This is a genomic window from Nitratireductor aquibiodomus NL21 = JCM 21793 (assembly GCF_000615975.1).
In the GTDB taxonomy this organism is placed as follows: Bacteria; Pseudomonadota; Alphaproteobacteria; order Rhizobiales; family Rhizobiaceae; genus Nitratireductor; species Nitratireductor aquibiodomus.
In genome coordinates this window covers 1-17107 of record NZ_BAMP01000021.1, presented here as the reverse complement: position 1 = coordinate 17107, position 17107 = coordinate 1, and the positions used below count along the sequence as shown (strand labels likewise).

20 protein-coding genes, 4 pseudogenes and 1 riboswitch are annotated in these 17107 nt (G+C 58.2%); of the genes and pseudogenes, 8 read left to right on the top strand and 16 right to left on the bottom strand.

Going from position 1 to position 17107, the window contains the following annotated elements; translation table 11 throughout:
* Positions 1 to 241: 241 nt before the first annotated feature.
* A protein-coding gene (locus JCM21793_RS08125) for an IS3 family transposase (RefSeq protein WP_155983398.1) occupies positions 242 to 1353 on the top strand; the annotation gives its coding sequence in 2 pieces (ribosomal slippage) (positions 242 to 497 and positions 497 to 1353; 1113 coding nt in all).
* Positions 1350 to 1577, top strand: coding sequence for a cyclic nucleotide-binding domain-containing protein (locus JCM21793_RS31425; RefSeq protein ID WP_370671629.1), 228 nt, complete (start codon positions 1350 to 1352; stop codon positions 1575 to 1577). The genes JCM21793_RS08125 and JCM21793_RS31425 overlap by 4 nt, the downstream gene beginning before the upstream one ends.
* A gap of 422 nt (positions 1578 to 1999) precedes the next feature.
* Here the strand turns inward: JCM21793_RS31425 and JCM21793_RS31420 are convergent, their stop codons facing one another.
* Positions 2000 to 2422, bottom strand: coding sequence for a histidine phosphatase family protein (locus tag JCM21793_RS31420; RefSeq protein ID WP_370671631.1), 423 nt, complete (start codon positions 2420 to 2422; stop codon positions 2000 to 2002).
* Between the two features lie 193 nt (positions 2423 to 2615).
* Positions 2616 to 2730, top strand: a riboswitch (adenosylcobalamin (AdoCbl) riboswitch).
* 26 nt (positions 2731 to 2756) lie between these two features.
* Between JCM21793_RS31420 and JCM21793_RS08110 the strand changes: the two genes are divergently transcribed.
* Complete coding sequence (locus tag JCM21793_RS08110; protein WP_025030049.1) at positions 2757 to 2963, top strand: CbtB domain-containing protein; 207 nt, start codon at positions 2757 to 2759, stop codon at positions 2961 to 2963.
* Between the two features lie 11 nt (positions 2964 to 2974).
* Complete coding sequence (locus tag JCM21793_RS08105; RefSeq protein WP_025030048.1) at positions 2975 to 3697, top strand: CbtA family protein; 723 nt, start codon at positions 2975 to 2977, stop codon at positions 3695 to 3697.
* Positions 3698 to 3715: 18 nt separating this feature from the next.
* Here JCM21793_RS08105 and JCM21793_RS08100 read toward each other — a convergent pair whose 3' ends face one another.
* The 7 genes and pseudogenes from JCM21793_RS08100 to JCM21793_RS28660 form a co-directional block, all read right to left on the bottom strand.
* Positions 3716 to 4321: an acyltransferase gene (locus JCM21793_RS08100; protein ID WP_025030047.1), complete on the bottom strand. Its 606-nt coding sequence runs from the start codon at positions 4319 to 4321 to the stop codon at positions 3716 to 3718.
* A 67-nt stretch (positions 4322 to 4388) separates the two neighbouring features.
* Positions 4389 to 4670 (bottom strand): copper-binding protein, encoded by a 282-nt coding sequence (locus JCM21793_RS08095; RefSeq protein ID WP_025030046.1) that lies wholly within the window; start codon positions 4668 to 4670, stop codon positions 4389 to 4391.
* Positions 4671 to 4711: 41 nt separating this feature from the next.
* Positions 4712 to 5194 carry a cupredoxin domain-containing protein gene (locus JCM21793_RS08090; RefSeq protein ID WP_025030045.1) on the bottom strand — a complete coding sequence of 161 codons (483 nt, stop codon included), beginning with the start codon at positions 5192 to 5194 and terminating at the stop codon, positions 4712 to 4714.
* A 33-nt stretch (positions 5195 to 5227) separates the two neighbouring features.
* Positions 5228 to 6619 carry a multicopper oxidase family protein gene (locus JCM21793_RS08085; RefSeq protein WP_025030044.1) on the bottom strand — a complete coding sequence of 464 codons (1392 nt, stop codon included), beginning with the start codon at positions 6617 to 6619 and terminating at the stop codon, positions 5228 to 5230.
* A 22-nt stretch (positions 6620 to 6641) separates the two neighbouring features.
* A pseudogene (locus JCM21793_RS24810) lies at positions 6642 to 8152 on the bottom strand (TolC family protein); the annotation flags it as partial.
* Complete coding sequence (locus JCM21793_RS29170) at positions 8149 to 8388, bottom strand: hypothetical protein (RefSeq protein WP_155983397.1); 240 nt, start codon at positions 8386 to 8388, stop codon at positions 8149 to 8151. The pseudogene JCM21793_RS24810 and the gene JCM21793_RS29170, both read right to left, overlap by 4 nt.
* A gap of 839 nt (positions 8389 to 9227) precedes the next feature.
* Positions 9228 to 9542, bottom strand: a complete 315-nt coding sequence (locus tag JCM21793_RS28660; RefSeq protein WP_081784662.1) for a S8 family serine peptidase — start codon at positions 9540 to 9542, stop codon at positions 9228 to 9230.
* Between the two features lie 149 nt (positions 9543 to 9691).
* On the opposite strand from JCM21793_RS28660, the pseudogene JCM21793_RS28655 reads away from it, so the two are divergent.
* Positions 9692 to 9935 (top strand): annotated as a pseudogene (locus JCM21793_RS28655) (transposase); the annotation flags it as partial.
* A gap of 4 nt (positions 9936 to 9939) precedes the next feature.
* Positions 9940 to 10308: pseudogene (locus tag JCM21793_RS31415) on the top strand (transposase family protein); the annotation flags it as partial.
* Between the two features lie 317 nt (positions 10309 to 10625).
* On the opposite strand, the gene JCM21793_RS08065 reads toward JCM21793_RS31415, so the two are convergent.
* The 6 genes and pseudogenes from JCM21793_RS08065 to JCM21793_RS08045 form a co-directional block, all read right to left on the bottom strand.
* Positions 10626 to 11066 (bottom strand): hypothetical protein, encoded by a 441-nt coding sequence (locus tag JCM21793_RS08065; protein WP_025030042.1) that lies wholly within the window; start codon positions 11064 to 11066, stop codon positions 10626 to 10628.
* A gap of 166 nt (positions 11067 to 11232) precedes the next feature.
* A pseudogene (locus JCM21793_RS24805) lies at positions 11233 to 12278 on the bottom strand (nucleotidyl transferase AbiEii/AbiGii toxin family protein).
* On the bottom strand, positions 12275 to 12943 hold the full coding sequence (locus JCM21793_RS08055; protein ID WP_025030041.1) for a DUF6088 family protein: 669 nt from the start codon (positions 12941 to 12943) through the stop codon (positions 12275 to 12277). Before JCM21793_RS08055 ends, JCM21793_RS24805 begins: the two are co-directional and overlap by 4 nt.
* A gap of 312 nt (positions 12944 to 13255) precedes the next feature.
* Complete coding sequence (locus tag JCM21793_RS30900; RefSeq protein WP_081784666.1) at positions 13256 to 13489, bottom strand: GDCCVxC domain-containing (seleno)protein; 234 nt, start codon at positions 13487 to 13489, stop codon at positions 13256 to 13258.
* Positions 13490 to 13494: 5 nt separating this feature from the next.
* Positions 13495 to 13827: a heavy-metal-associated domain-containing protein gene (locus JCM21793_RS08050; RefSeq protein ID WP_025030040.1), complete on the bottom strand. Its 333-nt coding sequence runs from the start codon at positions 13825 to 13827 to the stop codon at positions 13495 to 13497.
* 10 nt (positions 13828 to 13837) lie between these two features.
* On the bottom strand, positions 13838 to 14236 hold the full coding sequence (locus JCM21793_RS08045) for a mercuric transporter MerT family protein (RefSeq protein ID WP_025030039.1): 399 nt from the start codon (positions 14234 to 14236) through the stop codon (positions 13838 to 13840).
* Positions 14237 to 14312: 76 nt separating this feature from the next.
* Between JCM21793_RS08045 and JCM21793_RS08040 the strand changes: the two genes are divergently transcribed.
* Both JCM21793_RS08040 and JCM21793_RS08035 read left to right on the top strand, forming a co-directional pair.
* Positions 14313 to 14726 carry a MerR family transcriptional regulator gene (locus tag JCM21793_RS08040; RefSeq protein WP_025030038.1) on the top strand — a complete coding sequence of 138 codons (414 nt, stop codon included), beginning with the start codon at positions 14313 to 14315 and terminating at the stop codon, positions 14724 to 14726.
* Between the two features lie 2 nt (positions 14727 to 14728).
* A complete protein-coding gene (locus JCM21793_RS08035) occupies positions 14729 to 15052 on the top strand; it encodes a YnfA family protein (protein ID WP_025030037.1) in 324 nt (107 codons plus the stop codon).
* Positions 15053 to 15097: 45 nt separating this feature from the next.
* Here JCM21793_RS08035 and JCM21793_RS08030 read toward each other — a convergent pair whose 3' ends face one another.
* Both JCM21793_RS08030 and JCM21793_RS08025 read right to left on the bottom strand, forming a co-directional pair.
* On the bottom strand, positions 15098 to 15331 hold the full coding sequence (locus tag JCM21793_RS08030; RefSeq protein WP_025030036.1) for a hypothetical protein: 234 nt from the start codon (positions 15329 to 15331) through the stop codon (positions 15098 to 15100).
* Between the two features lie 268 nt (positions 15332 to 15599).
* On the bottom strand, positions 15600 to 17107 hold a 1508-nt coding region (locus JCM21793_RS08025), incomplete at its 5' end, for a heavy metal translocating P-type ATPase (RefSeq protein ID WP_025030035.1).

The window sequence follows — 17107 nt, the reverse complement described above, 5'->3', positions numbered from 1 at the left end:
TACGGTCTCAAGTCGAAACACCTGCTCGAAAAGGAAGGGTCGCCCTGTTCATAGGGACGATAAGCGCGGTTTCCGTTTCAAGGCGGTCTACATCGACCGGCGAGAACTGAAATGCACCTGCGTCGGCGGCAGTTCAAACGTACCGCTCGGCTTTGTCTCACCGACCGAAAACCTGATGACCTGCTCCCCTGAGATGTCCCCGATTTTGGGTTAGCCTGTTCCTCAACGAAGGAGACAGGCAATGAAGCGATCACGGTTTTCAGAAGAACAGATCATCGGCATTTTGAAAGAGCATCAGGCTGGCATCACGGCCACTGATCTGTGTCGCAAGCACGGCATCAGCGATGCCACGTTCTACACTTGGCGCAAGAAGTATGGCGGCATGGAAGTGTCGGAGGCGAAGCGGCTGAAGGCGCTTGAGGAAGAGAACGCGAAGCTGAAGAGGCTTTTGGCAGAGCAGATGATGGATGTGGCGACACTCCGCGAGATGCTCGGAAAAAACTTCTGACGCCCGGTTCGAGGAGAAATGCCGTGAACTGGGCCATTGAAGAGAAGAGTTACTCGCAGCGCCGTGCCTGTGCCCTGGCGGGCATTGCGCCGCGTGTCTACCGCTATCAGTCGAGCCGGTCGGACGACGCAGGCCTTCGTCAGCGCTTGAGAGAGCTGTCGTCAGAGCGTCGTCGGTTCGGGTATCGGCGTCTGCACCTGCTCTTGAAGCGTGAGGGGGTCGAAGTGAACTGGAAGCGTCTATACCGGATCTACAAGGAAGAGCGGCTGACGGTTCGCAAGCGAGGCGGCCGAAAGAGGGCTTTGGGCACGCGGGCACCGATGGCGATACCGCAGGACGCAAACCAGAGATGGTCACTCGACTTCGTCTCTGATGCACTTGTCGATGGACGCCGCTTCCGCATCCTGTGCGTGATCGACGACTTCAGCCGCGAGTGTCTGGCGACCATCGTCGACAACTCGCTATCGGGCGAACGTGTGGCACGGGAGCTGGATGCCATCGCAGAACGACGCGGTTATCCCTGCATGGTGGTCAGCGACAATGGCACCGAGCTCACATCGAACGCCATGCTTGCCTGGCAGCAGGATCGTGGTGTCGAATGGCACTACATCGCCCCGGGCAAGCCAATGCAAAATGGCTTCGTGGAGAGCTTCAATGGACGCCTAAGGGACGAATGCCTCAACGAGCATCTGTTCCGCAGCTACCGGCATGCCCGGGAGATCATCGAGGAATGGCGCATCGACTACAATCTGCATCGCCCACACACGAGCCTCGACGGGCTCACACCAAATGAATTTGCAACCCGGTCCAAAACGGGCCACAACGTGAACAGGGCTAGCCTATGAATGGGTACATTCAGGGGAGCAGGTCAGATGCGACCCGGTATCTCGTCTATGTGCTTTCCGGCGCTCTTGTCCTGCTGCGGCATACGAGCGACGGTGAAGAGGTGATCGTGCACACAGCGCGATCAGGTGAGACCCTTGCCGAGCTGCGCCTTTTACCGATCACTATCATTGCGACTGCAAAGCGGGCGAGGAAACTGAGTTGGTGCTGTTGCCTTCGGCTGTGATAAGAAATGCTATACGCAAGGATCAGGGCTTCGCCCAGGACTTCATTGCGCATCTTTGCCATCAGATTATTTCGCTTCGCACACGTCTGGAGCTGGTTGCAATAACATCCGCAAAGGAGCGTGTATTTGCGGGCCTGACGGAGGGATTGCACACCGGCACGATCCGGGAGCTGGCTGCGCAAGTCCATCTCACGCCCGAGGCCACGAACCGATCCCTTGCCCAGTTGGTAAAGGATGGACGGCTTAGAAAACTCGGCAGAGGCCGGTACAGAGTCTAGTATACCGGTAGATTGTCAAGCCCCGTCAGAACCTCGACGGGCAATTGTGCTTGTCGCTTGTAGGCTTGCCGCTACCCCGTAAGCAAAGATTTGAATTTTCACAGCTTATGTCTTCCGCCTCTGAATTGGTTTGGTCTGCATTGTTCAGGTCTCCGGACCCGCGGAGCGCCAAGCCCATCTGTTAGTATCATGCGTTAGCAATACGGGTTTGAGCGGAGTAACGTCTATGCGAAGTCCGATAGACGGAGTGCCGCCGATTGCATTGACAATGGCCGCCCTCGCCGGTCCGACGTGACTGACGGCAATTATCGTACCCGATGAACCGGTCACGAGCCTCTCCATCCAATGGCCGACGGAATCGCAGAGCTTCGCCAGCGATGTACCCCCTCCAGGACACGCCTCTGGATCGCTCATCCAGCGCGCTATTCCACTGGGGTCTTCTCTCAAGATGTGATCCAGGGTCTTCCCGGTCCATGCGCCATAATCGGCTTCGGCCAAGGCCGGCTCGGTTGACGCAGTCAGGGACAATGCCGCAGCAAGCTCCTTCGCTGAATGCGAAGGCGCCATGAAGGAACTTGCACAGCGTGGAAGCGAGAGGGACAACTTCTTTGCGCGAACAATGTCGCCCTTTCTCAAGGAACCAGATGTTGAAAATCTGACACCAGCCGAGAGGGGCGCGGCGATCATGATCAGTCGGAGCATTTGCTATGTTTTCACGCGGCGGTTCAGAATTCTTGCTTTACAGATTTTCAACGATGTCGTTTACTCACTTTGAACAGCGATCCGTGGAAGCCGGTGAGAATCCGGCACGGTCGCGCCACTGTAACCGCCATCGGCGGAAGTCAGACCTCGATTGCTGTTCCCCTATCCGAATGGACGCGCAATCCAGAGGTAAAAGCATATGTCCCACACATCATCTGTACAATCTCAGCTGTCCGTGATTCCGCTGAAAGATATCTTGCCATGGGCGACCGTGGCAGGGCTGCTCTCCTTGATCGCAATCTATTTTGTCAGCTCCGAGCAAGGAGGCATTGCGGTCTTTGACGGCACGAACGTGCATGAGTTCGTGCATGACGCCCGACATCTCCTAGGCTTCCCCTGTCACTAGGGGCGCGAGATATGGCACGCTACATTACACTCGGCTTGCTCGCCGGTCTGTTCGCAGCCGTGCTTGCGTTTGTCGTAGCAACACTTACCGGTGAGCCTTCAATTGAAGCTGCAATCGCTTTGGAGGAACAAGCATCTACCAATCATCACTTGGACATGGCAACGAGTGTTGGTCAGAATACAGACATTTCACGCGCGGCACAGAAAAGTTCAGGATTGTTTATTGGGCTAGCCTTGTTTGGCGCCGCACTGGGCGGGCTCTTTTCGATCGTTTTCGCTGTTGCTCAAGGCCGCCTGACTGTCCAATCGCCAAGGCAAACCATTGCGGTATTGGGATCTCTCGGATTTGTATCAGTCGCACTGTTGCCAATGCTAAAATACCCCGGCAATCCGCCGGCTATCGGTAATCCTGAAACGATTGGGGCCCGCACTGCGCTTTATTTCATTTTCATGCTGTTTTCGATCGGTTCCATAACAGGTGCCATTGCGATGGTGCGCGGCGCAAAAACCACTCGAGCCAAGTGGCTCCGCGGTGGCGTACTCTATGCGCTATTGATGGCTTTGGCCTTCGTCCTTGCGCCATCGACCGGCGATATGTCCTCAGGCTTCCCGTCCACGGTTCTGTGGACCTTCCGGGCGTCCAATCTCGCGGTCCATGCGACACTCTGGGCGGCGATCAGCCTCTGTTTCGCGTGGCTCATCGAACGTACAATGCCGGATCACCAGCACCGATGACAGTCAATTCGGCTGGATTTAACCCGATTTTGGATCGGGCAATCGATCCCTTCGAGCTGGCAAAGCTTTTTTGAGCACGGCCGGCGCACCGGCATAGAGTCCTGGCTCATAGTTCCCTTTCCGTACGACCGAATTGGCACCAATGACCGTACGAGGCGCAAGTTCAGCGCCGGCGAAGATACGAACACCAGAAAAGATCATGCTGTCATTGCCGATAACAATCTTCTCGCGGCGCATGGGACAGTATTTCATCGCACCCGGACCCGCCGCAAGATCGAAATCGAAACTGATGAGAGAACACTGGTGAGCGATGGAGACATCATCGCCTATCCTTATCCCACCTTTTCCGTCGAGATAGCAGGTCTCGAAGATCGAAACGTTCTCGCCAAGCTCGATCTGCTCCCAAAAGGTCACACGCACACCGGTTTCGAACACCACATTGTCCCCGCAAGTTTTTGCCAGACGTTTTGCCCACAGATATCGAAGAGCGATGCCGAACTTCCAAGGTACAAGTTCGAGCACCGGCCATGTCGCCGCGAATATGAATCGAGGCAGCAACCCCAGCAGGCGACTTGTCAGGATGATGACAGGTCTGGCCTTCTTGAAAACATCTCTACCAGCCATCCAGCTTCCTTAGCAGTTCGCCGAACGCTTCGCATGCGCCCGGCGAACCCACGATCGCGGTATGCGATTATTTCAACTCGACTACCATCAACTTGCCATTGATACGGTCCGCGACAAATTCAATCGATTGCCCCTCCTTCAAATTCGCGAGCATCGCTTCATCGGCTGGATAGAAAACCATGGTCATCGCTGGCATATCGAGATCCTTCAGTTCCTCGTGGATGATCGTAATTTTCTTGCTCTTCATGTCGAGCTTCTTAACGGTGCCCTTGGTGTATTCGGTCGCCATGGCGGCATTGGCGACCAACGCGATGCAAGCGACGGTGAATGCGATAACGAGTTTTTTCATGGGTCTGTTCCTTAGTCGTTTGTGTGCTGTTAATTGGAGAGTCAGTGTGCGGCGACCGTGATGGCGCCTTTCATCCCGGCTTCGTAGTGTCCGGGAACAAGGCATCCGAATTCGAACTCGCCTGCGTTCGTGAATTTCCAGATGACCTCGCCATCACCTTTCTCGGCCAAGCGAATGGCATTTGGATCGTCGTGCTCCATCTCAGGGAACTTCTCCATCAAGGCCTTGTGCTCCATCATCTTTTCATGATGATCGAGTACAAATTCGTGTTCGATTTCTCCGGCGTTTTTCACGACGAACTTTATGGTTTCACCTTCCTTGACGGACAGCGATGCCGGTTCGAAGACCATGGAGCCATCGTCTTTCTCGACCATCGCAATTTCGATGGTGCGGTTCACCTCGGTTGCTTTGCCAGCTTCCCCGACAGTCATCGCAACTTGCCCGTGACCGCCCGAATGGGTGCCACCTGCCAAGGCTGCGGTGCTGTTGAGCGCTATTGCGCATGCCAATAGTGCCAATCTCATTTCAGTCTTCTCCAACCTGGCTGAGTTATCTGTTCAGCCCTTTTTCATCTGGTGAGCACCATGCCCGCCAGTAACGCCCTCCGGCACAGGGGGCACCTGCGTCGAAGAATTCACGTTGGTCGCAAATTCGGGAAGCTCTCCGGTCCACTCATAAGCCTGAGTGCCCGGAGGGTTTTCATACCAACCAGGATCGGCGTAATCGCCGGCGGAAATGCCTTCGCGCACTTTGACAACCGAGAACATGCCACCCATCTCAATAGGGCCGTGTGGCCCCCACCCGGTCATCATCGGGACTGTGTTCTCTGGAATTTCCATGGACATCTCGCCCATGTCGGCCATGCCCGCGGTTCCCATCGGCATATATTCCGGCTGCAACCGCCGGATTTGTCTTGTGACCTGCGACTTGTCCACGCCAATGAAGGTCGGCACATCGTGTCCCATTGCATTCATGGTGTGGTGAGATTTGTGGCAATGAATTGCCCAGTCTCCCTCATGCACGGCATCGAATTCGTAGGCCCGCATGGCTCCAACCGGAATATCGATTGACACTTCCGGCCAGCGCGCTTCCGGCCGCACCCAACCGCCATCCGTGCAGGTCACTTCAAAGTCATATCCATGCATGTGGATCGGATGGTTCGTCATAGTGAGGTTGCCGACCCGGACACGCACACGGTCGTTCTGCGCCACCACCAGGGGATCGATGCCCGGAAATACCCGACTGTTCCAGCACCACAGATTGAAGTCGGTCATTGTCATGATCTTCGGCACATAGGAGCCGGGATCGATGTCGAATGCGTTGAGCAGGAAGCAGAAATCTCGATCCACCCGCATGAACTGGGGATCCTTGGGATGAACCACGAAAAAACCCATCATACCCATGGCCATCTGGACCATCTCATCAGAGTGCGGGTGGTACATGAAAGTGCCGGACTTTTTCAGCTCGAACTCATAGACGAAGGTTTTTCCCGGCTTGATATGTTCCTGTGAAAGACCGCCTACCCCGTCCATGCCTGACGGCAGGATTTGACCGTGCCAGTGGATGGTTGTGTGCTCCGGCAACTTGTTCGTTACAAAAATGCGAACGCGATCGCCTTCCACTGCCTCGATGGTCGGTCCCGGTGACTGGCCGTTATAGCCCCAGAGATAGGCCGTCATACCTTCCGCCATTTCACGTTCCACCGGCTCGGCAACGAGATGGAATTCCTTCACGCCTTTGTTCATGCGGAAAGGCAGCGTCCAGCTGTTCAATGTGACCACAGGATTGTAGTCCGGGCCTGCGGTAGGACTGAGCGGATTCTGCGTTGCAGCCGTATTCATCACCGCAGCTTCCGGCAGTCCCATGTTCGATGTCTTGGCCCAGGCCTGCGCTGAAACGAGAGCCGCACCTGCAGCACCCATGCCGAGCATTTGTCGTCTGTTCATCATGATCTTGTCCTTTCCGGTCAATGCGGCTACCGCCGGCCTCAGTCATGGCGGGCGCGGTTTCACTGCTACCTCGACCTCCGAAACCAGGCCCGTAAATCGCTGCGTTCAGGTCTGCATCCGCCAACCAGAAGTCGCGTTTGGCGTTAACTGACATTAACAGTGTGCTGATCTTGGCCCGGGTATCGGCGAGCAATTCAAACGTGTTGGTGATCATCCCGTTATAGGTGAGCAGGCTCTCCTCTTCGATCTTCTCGCGAAGGGGTAGGACGTTGCGCCTGTAGTGACGTCCGATTTCATGACGCGCGCGATAGTTCTTGAAGGCCGACCGCGCTTCCGAACGAATGTTGACCGCCTTTTCGGCAAGCAAGTTCGCGCCCCGCAAATAGGTGAGTTCGGCTTTTCGGAGGCGGGCTTTGCCGGTGTCGTAAATCGGGATGGCGAACTCGACTTCGAGTTGCGGTGTGACCACAACTTTTCGGGACTTGGATTCCTCCAGGTCGCCCGAGACCAGCTCATACTCTGTCTCGATTTCCTGTTCGGCTTCTATGCCGGTAAAGAGTTCAAGGTCCGTCACATACCGAGTAGCCTCTGTCAGCCGAAAGCCTTGGCCGCCAGTTGCAATTCCAGGCGCGCGATTTGCAAATCAACTCGATTTCGAAGTGCCTCCGCTTCAATGGCAGAACCGGTTTTCAGGTCTTGCGGCAATTGCGGAAGTCTGTCGGGCACGAAATAGTCGACTTCTGCCCCCCACAATCCCATGAGCCGGGTCAGCTCTTCCTTCGCGAGTTCAGCGTTGAGTCGTGCTTCGGCCAGTTGTCCGGTCAATTCCGCGTAGAATGCGTGCTCACGCGCCTGTCCCGCCTTTGGCAATGCGCCAGACTCGCCAAGCTTCTTGGCGAGTTCCGAGGCCGCGTCCGCTGCGATCTGGCCCTGCTTGAGATAGGCAACCGTTTCGAAAGCTGAAACCGCCCTGATCCAAGCCCTTCGCGTATCGACAGCCAGACGAAGTGAATCTTCGACTGCCTTGAGCTGGGTCTGTTCGAAACGGGTTCTTGCAAGATCCACACGCCGTTCGCGGGTCATCATGGTCTGAAGATTGGTGGCCACCATGCTTTCAAGCGCCCTGAAGAGGATCAACTCTGGCGCGCCGATCCCGAAAATCCCGATCGAAACTTTCGGATTTTCCGGTAGCATTTGCTGCCAGACGTCGGCGGCGTTGATGCCGATATCCGCGTAGGCCGCCTGCAGGCCCTTATTATTCAAGAGGGCGACCTGAACTGCCGTATCAGCGCTGATCGTCTTTCTGTCCACGAGGGCATGGACGTCAGCTGCAAGCGTGCGATTTTCCTCCTGCGACTGGGCCCAGGCCGTGCGTTTTCCCGTTGCCAAGGCGGTTCTCGCGGAAACAGTCTGGAAGCCCGCTACCGGATTCTTATACGGCGTGGTCTGATCTACCAGCTCGGCCGACGAAACGCACCCGGAAAGGACAAGCGGGGTCAAGCACGCCAGGAACATTTTTCCGCCGCCGGTCATGAACCACCGCCTGTAGTCGGTGCCCGACCCTGGTTCAGCGAACGCCACGGTTTGGGATCAACAGGTTGTCGATGGGTGTATTCCGTCACGACCGGACGTGCGCTCACGTTGCGTATCGACACAGTTGGATTGGCGGCACTGGTCAACGCCGACATGTCTGCAAGGATGTCAGTTTGCGCGGTTTGGCATGCGGCCAGAACCAGTGGCAAAGCCACCGGCGATAATTTTTTCAACATTTTGGGATTTCCCGAAGAATCTAATCATCTGCGGCGGGCGAGGCCCGCCAATTCAGGGATCGATCTTACGCTTCGGGGGGCCTGTAAAGGCCTTCGGGTTGCATACCGCCGGCAGCGCTAACGGTCCAAGACGAGATCACCGGGACACGCAATCGCGAGGCAAACGAAAAGCCACTTTCCGGTACGCCGAAACTATTACAAGCGGCGATACAACAGTCTGCCACGTGATCCATTTCGGCTGTCGCACTATTGGAACTCAGGCAATTCGTTCCATTTTCGCCCAACAGGGAGTGGGAATAAGTCTTCTCCGCCATTCCATGAGCGTGTTCAGTTGCTGGCAGAGACGACTGGTCTTTTCCCTTCACGCTCCCCGCATGAGATCCAAGAACGGAGGAAAACAAGATCCCCAATATCAGCAGAAGATGTAAAACTGATCGCAAGCCGGTCGACTCAACAACGATGACGGGGTTCTTATATACCCCGCGGCTCAGACGGCAAATCACAAAAGCGTTGTCCGTTCGCTGTGAAAGCTCAGCAAAATTCGGGCCTTGACCATTCACTGCGTCCGAGGGTGTGATGCCAATAAAAATCAGTGTGGGTCGCGTCCAGGCAGGAGGCTGGAATGCATTGGAGACAAGCACCTTTTTCCTCGCTGGCCGAGAGTCCGCTCACGGCAATTCGAGCAACGTTATCAACTCGCACCAGCGATTTGTGCCCGGGAAACGGCGTCGTGAAACGTACGTACAGGCTCGCCTTCGCGCGACCAGCCCAAAGTGTTCCACGAGGCTGCTGATCCAATCAGGTCTAGCAATTATGGGTTCCGCCGCGTAAGATTCTGATCAACCGAGTGCCCGCAAAACACGCAATGCATTCGCGAGACCAGCGGCAGCTCCCTCCTCCGGAGAGCCAGTTGCAGCGTTCCAAACCGGATCGGCAGATCTGAGTAGAATGCTTTTGACTTCGTGTGGTTTGAGGTTTGGTTCTGCCTGCAACAATAGCGCACATATGCCGGCAACTTGCGGGGCTGCTGCGGAAGTGCCCGAAAAAGCAGCCCAGCCGTCACTCTTGATCTGATCATTGAAGGTCACGTCGTCGCCGACGATGTTCTGGAATGAGCGACCCGAGACATAGGTGACGGAACGTTCCGGACACATGGGTAACACTTTTCGCTTTGCGGGAGGTGTTGATGCCGTGGAGAGAGTGTTCGGCAATGGAGGAACTGTCCGGGATCAGCGCCTATGGCCCAGAAATGAGGGTTTGATTTAAGGAGTGTTCGGTTCTCGTCGCAGACGAAGGAACGAACATGAATACGAAGTCGACTGGCGGCAAACGCTCCGCCGAACATGTGGTCAAGGACATCCGCCGGGCGACACGGCGGCACTTTTCATCGGAAGACAAGATCAGGATCGTGCTGGACGGCCTGCGTGGCGAGGACAGCATCGCCGATGCTGTGCCGCAAGGAAGGCATTGCCCAGAGCCTCTACTACACCTGGTCGAAGGAATTCCTGGAAGCTGGCAAGCGTCGGCTGGCGGGCGACACGGCGCGAGACCAGGCGCGACAAGCCGCACTGGGGCGCGCGCAAGATCAGGGAATTGCTGGTGCGCAGGCTGGCCGGCGACGTGCGCATTCCGGCCAGGTCGACGGTCCACGCCGTGCTCGACCAGCACGGCCTTGTGAGCCAGGCCCGCAAGAGGCGCAGGGCGAACAAGGCCGAGGGCACGCCGCTGTCGCAGGCCGCCCGCCCCAACGATCTGTGGTGCGCCGATTTCAAGGGCGAGTTCAAGACGGGCGACAGCCGCTACTGTTACCCCCTGACGGTGACCGACCAGGCCTCGCGCATGATCCTCGCGTGCGAAGCTCTCGAAAGCACGAAGGAGCGGCCGGTCATCGAAGCCTTCGTCCGGCTCTTCAAGGAGCGCGACAATGAGGAACAGAGTATCGCTTCGATCGGGCCGGACGCTTCGTTTCGTCATGATTCCCTCCTAACTCACGACATTGATAATGACCTCCGAGGGTCGCTTGAACAGATAGGTCTCGTCAAAGGCGAACGGCTCGCGGCGAGGGTTTCGGCCCACCTTCCAATCATGCTCAGCGAAACTCGGTTACGATAACTGAGAATTATCAGGGCCTCAAAAGCGCGTAGCAATCGCCAGCGCTCTGTCGGGCCAGGCCTGTTAATAGCCCGTGTGTTCTGGCTACTGACCAAAGATTGTATTTAATCTTTGTCAGTAGCTGCCTATCGTGCCGTCAACAAACGGCAGGCCAGTTCCCGGTCGCCCCAACGTGTCGAAAAGGTATCGGAGACTTCGAACCAGCTTCCGTCGTTGCCGGCACCGTGGTTAGCGCCCATGCATGAACATTGGCACTCATGACCGAGCGCTTCCTGGCATGCTCTCGCGCAGATCTCCTGCTCGCGGTAGGGCTGAATGATGTAGATCTTGCCATATCTGACCAGCGCTCGATCGACGAGGTCATTGAACCAGGATTTCGGCAACTCCCAGTAAGCTTCTGTGCCGCCGATCCATTCGGGAGCAGTTCGCCGCCCGTTCTGAAGCCAGTGCCGATTGTCGTCGGCGAATGGTAGTCGCACGCGAATGCGCTCGCCTCGCCCCGTACGGCGCAGCACAACAGGTATTTGCTTCTGCTTCCAGACGTAGGAGAGGGTGAGCTGATCCATCATCTGCCTCAGCTTGTCTCAGAACGCAGGACACGGGACTAATTCTAGCGCTCCGGATTGCCAACGCCCGATGGTTCCGTCTGTCCTGCTCCCAATGAACGTATCACCAGAATATCAACGCAGCTCTCACCTCTGTATTCTGGCGTTTTACGTCCTTGTTCTCGCATCAGGTTGCGACCTTGTTCAATTGATGTTCGATCGCTGCTGCGGATGCAAGCACGTCCTCAAATTCAGGCGCCGTTCCGAAGATCATTGCGGTCGTGTTGGCGTAGTCTTCCTTGAGCGCCGCCACCATGCCGTCGACAGGCTCAATGGCGAATGTACCGGCATGGCCGAGGCGAGGTCCATGTCAGGTCGGTTGAAGAACATCCGCGCATGTCGGACGCAATCTGCACCGAGATCAAAATCTCCGAGGGCAGCCAGACCCACGTCTGAGTGTAGGAGGCAATGAAGATCGTAATAGTGCCGCGACACGCGTTGACCTTCTTGGCGAAGGACGCCACGCCGCTCATACCAGCGGCGCAAGCCATGCGCGATGACAACCTTGTCCCAGAAGGTCCGTGTTGCCTCGACAGTGGTTACGTCAGCTACTGCCAAATCCAATGATGACGCCTCGTCGGCGATATAGGGGCGGATCGTGACTGGCCGGTTAGGATCAAGGGCTGACTTTGCGCCGGATTCGATTCGAACGGCTGGGCGCACATATGCGCCGTCGCGCGGCTCAACCTCCGGATACCAGACCAGAAGTGTCTGTCCGTCGGGATCGGCCTCGTCGATCTCGATGCGCCCTACACCACCGGTTAGGTCGGCCAGTTGCTCGGCAAGAAGCTCTCGAAGCGGGCCGGTGATATACGCGCGGCACGCGTCCAGGATCGCATCCAGTCTGGCACGACGTTTCTTGTTCGAGAGGGCTTCGAGTTCTTCGACCGATGCTGGTTCGTCGAGATCATCGCGGAAAACGGTGATATCGATATCTTCAGAGAAGCGTTGGATCAGTCCGTAAGCCTTCGACAGCGATGTTCCCCCTTTGAAGAGGAGGCGCGGTGCTCCGGCAGGCCGCTCATGATAGAGCGCGTTCAGGGTCCAGCACACCCGGAAGTCCTTCTCGATATTACCCACAGGTGCTCCGAGACGGTTAGCGGTTGCCAGGAATAGATCGAGCCGGTCCCGCGCGGGGGTCTCGACGACCTGCTTGTAGGCGGTCGTGCTCATTGCTCGGCCTCGTTGGTATCGACGGGAGTGACAAGGTCGCGCAGGAATTCCTGCATCCAGATCGGCAGGGCTGAAAGGCCGGCGCGAAGGTCGTCACGGATCGCTTTTCCGTGTTTCGGATCAGCGAACAAACGGCGCAGCACATCCCCTACCCGGTCTCGCTCGTCGTCATGGGACAGCATGTCCTGCATCCAGTACAGGGCCTGGACGACGCGCATGGCCGGTCGGTCGGCCCAGTAGAGCCGGCTCGGGGCGGCGAACTTGAAATGAATTTCCTGCTTGCCGAGTTTGATCGGCTTCAGCCGTGCATCAACCAGCACTTCGATGCGCGCCGGGACGGCTGTGGTAAGACCGAGATCGTTTGCGGCGGTCATGCCGTCGACAACGGCCCGCGCCTGTTCGCGACGGGTGACAGCACGGATCACGGCCCGATAGTCAGGAACGGTGGGCCGTCCCGTCAGGGAGTTTTTGCGCGGACGATCATAGAGACCGCGATCAATACGGCGAAGCTCGCCGGCGGCGGCGAGCCGCTGCAGGGTTTTGTCTATGGCGGCACGCCCGCCGAGATCGGCGAAATCGGCAGGCGTCCAGACCTCGTCGGGCTGAGACGCAACCCGAGCAAGCAGTTTGGAACGCAGATCTGTATCTTGATTTGGATCCGTCATGTCCGAAATATGCTACATTTTTCGGACACCGGCAAGTGAGTCCGAAAAATGCGGCACTCTTCGGACAAGCCAAGCAATGGCAATTAACTACAGACCGAAGCAACCTACGAACGCCAGGAAGCCAAGAACGGCAGCACGGTATCTCCGTGCATCGCAGACCGATTGGATCGGAGAGGTTCCGACATGCGCGAGCCATATTCTCCCCTGGGGATGCCGTCAAAGACTATGGCAAGCCGTCGGCCCAGGTCAGCTTGAGCCGCGATGGCCGGCGAACAAGACACAACGGCCTATTGTCTCGCAGGCTTGCTACAATCAAGTTCGATTGGCGCAGCAATCGACGCCGTTCTCCGAGCTCTGGACCGGCGGACAGGGAACATCGCCATAGGAGCAGAACACGCAACAGTCTCCGGCTCTGGGTTTGATCGTGTTTCCACAACTGTTGCATTCATAGAAATACTGACAGGCATCCGTCGGCATCGTCTCCGTCGCACGGTGTCCGCAAACCGGGCAGGTAATTGTCGAGACCGTCTTGAGAGCGCAGGTCACGACTATCACAAAGCTCGCTTTGCGGGGTAACCGGCATTGGCCGAGGCGGCGGCAATGGCTACGACAGTCGTGACCGACGGATCGAATGTCACGGTCGCTGTCCTGGAATCGAAGTCGACCACCACGGACCTTACGCCTTCAACACCTTCCATCGCCTTTCTAACGGTGACGGGGCAGAGCGCGCAGGTCATACCCGGCACATCAAAGGTGGCGGTCTGTTCGACGTTCGCCGCCTGCGCGACCGACACGAGAACCGGTGAGGAAACCAGGCCGATCAGGGGAAGACCGGACACGCCGATAACCAGCAATCCCGCCGTAGCGATGAGAAGTCGTTTCATGTCAATTCTCCTAGTAGAAAAGCGGCGCCCACCAGTTGATGGTCAGCGCGACGACGACCAGAACCGTCGAAAGCCACAGGGCCGATTTGGTGATGAGGGCGGATTCGGGATGGGCGCAGTAGGATCCGTCCGCGCAGGCGGGCTTGGCCTTGAAATAGACCTGCCGGAACCCGAGCCCGATGAAAACAAGCGCCACGCCGGCAAAGATCGGCTTGTAGGGCTCGAGCGCGGTCAGATTGCCGATCCAGGCCCCCGATACGCCGAGCAACAACAGGACGAGCGGCGCGATACAGCAGGTGGACGCCAGAATCGCGCCGACGACACCGCCGGCGGCAAACCATTCCTTCTTTCGATCCGCCACGTGCGTTGGTCCGCCTAACGTCGCGGTTTCGATTTTGGTCTCGCTCATGCGGTTCACCCTCGAATTTCATTCCAGGGCAAGTTAAGGTCTGTAGTAGCTACAGACTCAAGGAAGAATCCGAACAATGGCCGATCACGTTTCCGGGAAGCGATTGCAGCGCGCCGAACTGGCAAGGCGCACGGGCTGCAATCTCGAAACCATCCGCTACTACGAGAAGACGGGCATGATACCCGATCCGCCGCGCACGGCGTCGGGTTACCGCGTCTACGACGAAGCCCACGTCGCGCGGCTGCAATTCATCCTGCGCGCCCGCGAGCTCGGCTTTTCCATCGATGAGATTCGCGGCCTGCTCGACCTCGTCGATGGCGGTACGCAGACCTGCGCCGAAGTGAAGGAGCGGACAGAGCGACACCTCGCCGATATCCGGGCCAAGATCGCCGACCTGAAACGGATCGAGCAGGTGCTGGCTGCGACCGCCGCGCAGTGTTCCGGCGAGGACGTGCCGGAATGTCCTGTTCTGGAGGCGTTGGCATCGTGACGATGACGTTGGCGGTTTATATCGGCGCGGCAATTGCGGAAATCGCCGGCTGTTTCACTTTCTGGGCCTGGCTGCGCCTGGATCGCTCGCCGCTCTGGCTCATTCCGGGCATGGCAAGTCTTGCCGTCTTCGCCTGGCTTTTGACGCGCATCGACAGCGACTTCGCCGGTCGTGCCTATGCAGCCTATGGCGGCGTCTACATTGCCGCATCGCTTGTCTGGCTCTGGGTAATCGAGTCCCAACGACCGGACCGCTGGGACGTCACAGGTGCTGCGGCATGTCTTCTGGGCGCCGCACTCATTCTGTGGGGCCCGCGATCCATTTGACGCTTGGAACCCAAATCGATGGCCAGCGCCGCCGGCCCGAGGAATTCAGGACTTCCTATAACCGCAGGTCCCGATCAGATCGCGATAGCCATCGATCAGCGGACGATCGCTCGCGACAGAGCTCCCCCATTCATCGTCCAGTTTCTCCAACGCCGCCAGCATGAATTCCGCGATGTCTGGCCGGTCTTGCTGACAGGCACACCTGAACACTTGCAGAATATCACGCTCCAACTGACCGGAATCTAAGGGCATCGCGGTGGGCTCCTTGCCTTCATTCAAGCCTGCGCTATCCAGCGATGGGAAGGTCAAGTCACTAATTCTTCAACGTTCCTCGGGCAGCACTCGGTCGATCGACGACAGGATCAGAACGGTACAAAGAGGCGAAAACGCGAATTCGGAAAGACAGCCGCAGTTCTGAAAGTCTAGGTCCCGCGGCAATCGCCAATTCGACTTGTGCCAGCCCGCCCCGGCACTTGCCCTTGTCCCCTCCAAGGTGATGGAAAGACACGATCAGGCTCCGCGCACTTCACAATCCACCAAGATTTTCTCAACGCTCGTCACCCGGATCGGTCAAGTGATCACCCTGGAAACGCAGAAGACGCAATGCGTTGATTGTGACAAGCACAGTCGCACCGGTATCGGCGAGGATCGCCATCCACAGCGTCGTCACGCCGGTCAGGGTCGTGATCAGGAAGACCGCTTTCAGCCCGAGCGCCAGCGCGATGTTCTGCCGGATGTTGCCGAGTGTTGCCCGCGAGAGCCGGATCAGTTCGGCAACGCCCGTCACGCGGTTCTTGAGCAGAGCCGCATCGGCCGTCTCCAGAGCGACGTCGGTGCCTCCACCCATGGCGATGCCGACCGAGGATGCCGCGAGCGCCGGGGCGTCATTGATCCCGTCGCCGACCATGGCGATACCGCCATGTTCCCTGAGCGCGGCGATTTCCGAAAGCTTGGCGTCGGGCAACAGCTCCGCCCTGGCCTCCAGGCCGAGACTGCCGGCGATCGCGTCTGCTGTGCGTCGATTGTCGCCCGTCAACATCACTGTGCGGATACCGAGGGCATTGAGGCGCGCAACTCCGGTCGCGGCATCCTCGCGCGGCTCGTCGCGGAGCGCTATGACCCCCACGGCTCGCTTGCCGGACAGCACGACCACGGCTGTTTTGCCCGCAGCCTCCAGCGCTTCAAGCCTGGCATTGAGTTCCGGCGAGAGGTTACCCTGCTCGGCCGCATAGCGCGGCGAGCCGACGGAGACGAAGCCTTCACGCAGCCGCGCGGTGACGGCCTTGCCGGGTATCGCCATCGCCCCACCGAACATTTTTGGCAGTTCGAGATCGCGCTGCTCGGCTGCCTCGACAATCGCCTCGCCAAGCGGATGGCTGGAGCCGCATTCGACCGCAGCCGCCCTTGCCAGGATGTCTGCCTCCTCGCCTTCGAGCGGGATGATATCGGTCACCCGCGGCTTGCCAACCGTCAGCGTGCCCGTCTTGTCGAAGGCGACGGTGCGCACCTTGCCGAGCGTTTCGAGCGCCGCGCCACCCTTGACCAGCAACCCGTGCCGCGCCCCGGCGGCAAGGCCCGAGGCGATCGCCGCCGGGGTGGAGATGACCAGCGCGCACGGGCAGGCAATGAGCAGCGTCGCCAGCCCGCGATAGATCCACGTCGACCATTCGGCGCCGAAGAGCAGCGGTGGCACGACTATGATAAGAGCGGATACCACCATGGCGGCGGGCGTGTAGTATGCGCTGAAGCGGTCGATGAAGCGGGCGGTCGGTGCCTTCGAGCCCTGCGCTTCCTCGACCAGATGGATGATGCGGGCGATCGTGTTGTCGGCGGCCGTGCGGGTGATCCGCACCCGAAGCACGCCATTGGCGTTGATGCTGCCGGCATAGACGGTGCTGCCCGCCTCCTTCAGCACCGGCACCGACTCGCCGGTGACCGGCGCCTCATCCAGCTCGGAACTGCCCTCGACCACCTCTCCGTCAGACGGCACGCGGTCGCCGGGCCGGACAACGACGAGATCGTCAATGGCGAGCTCATCGGCGGGCACCTCCGTCG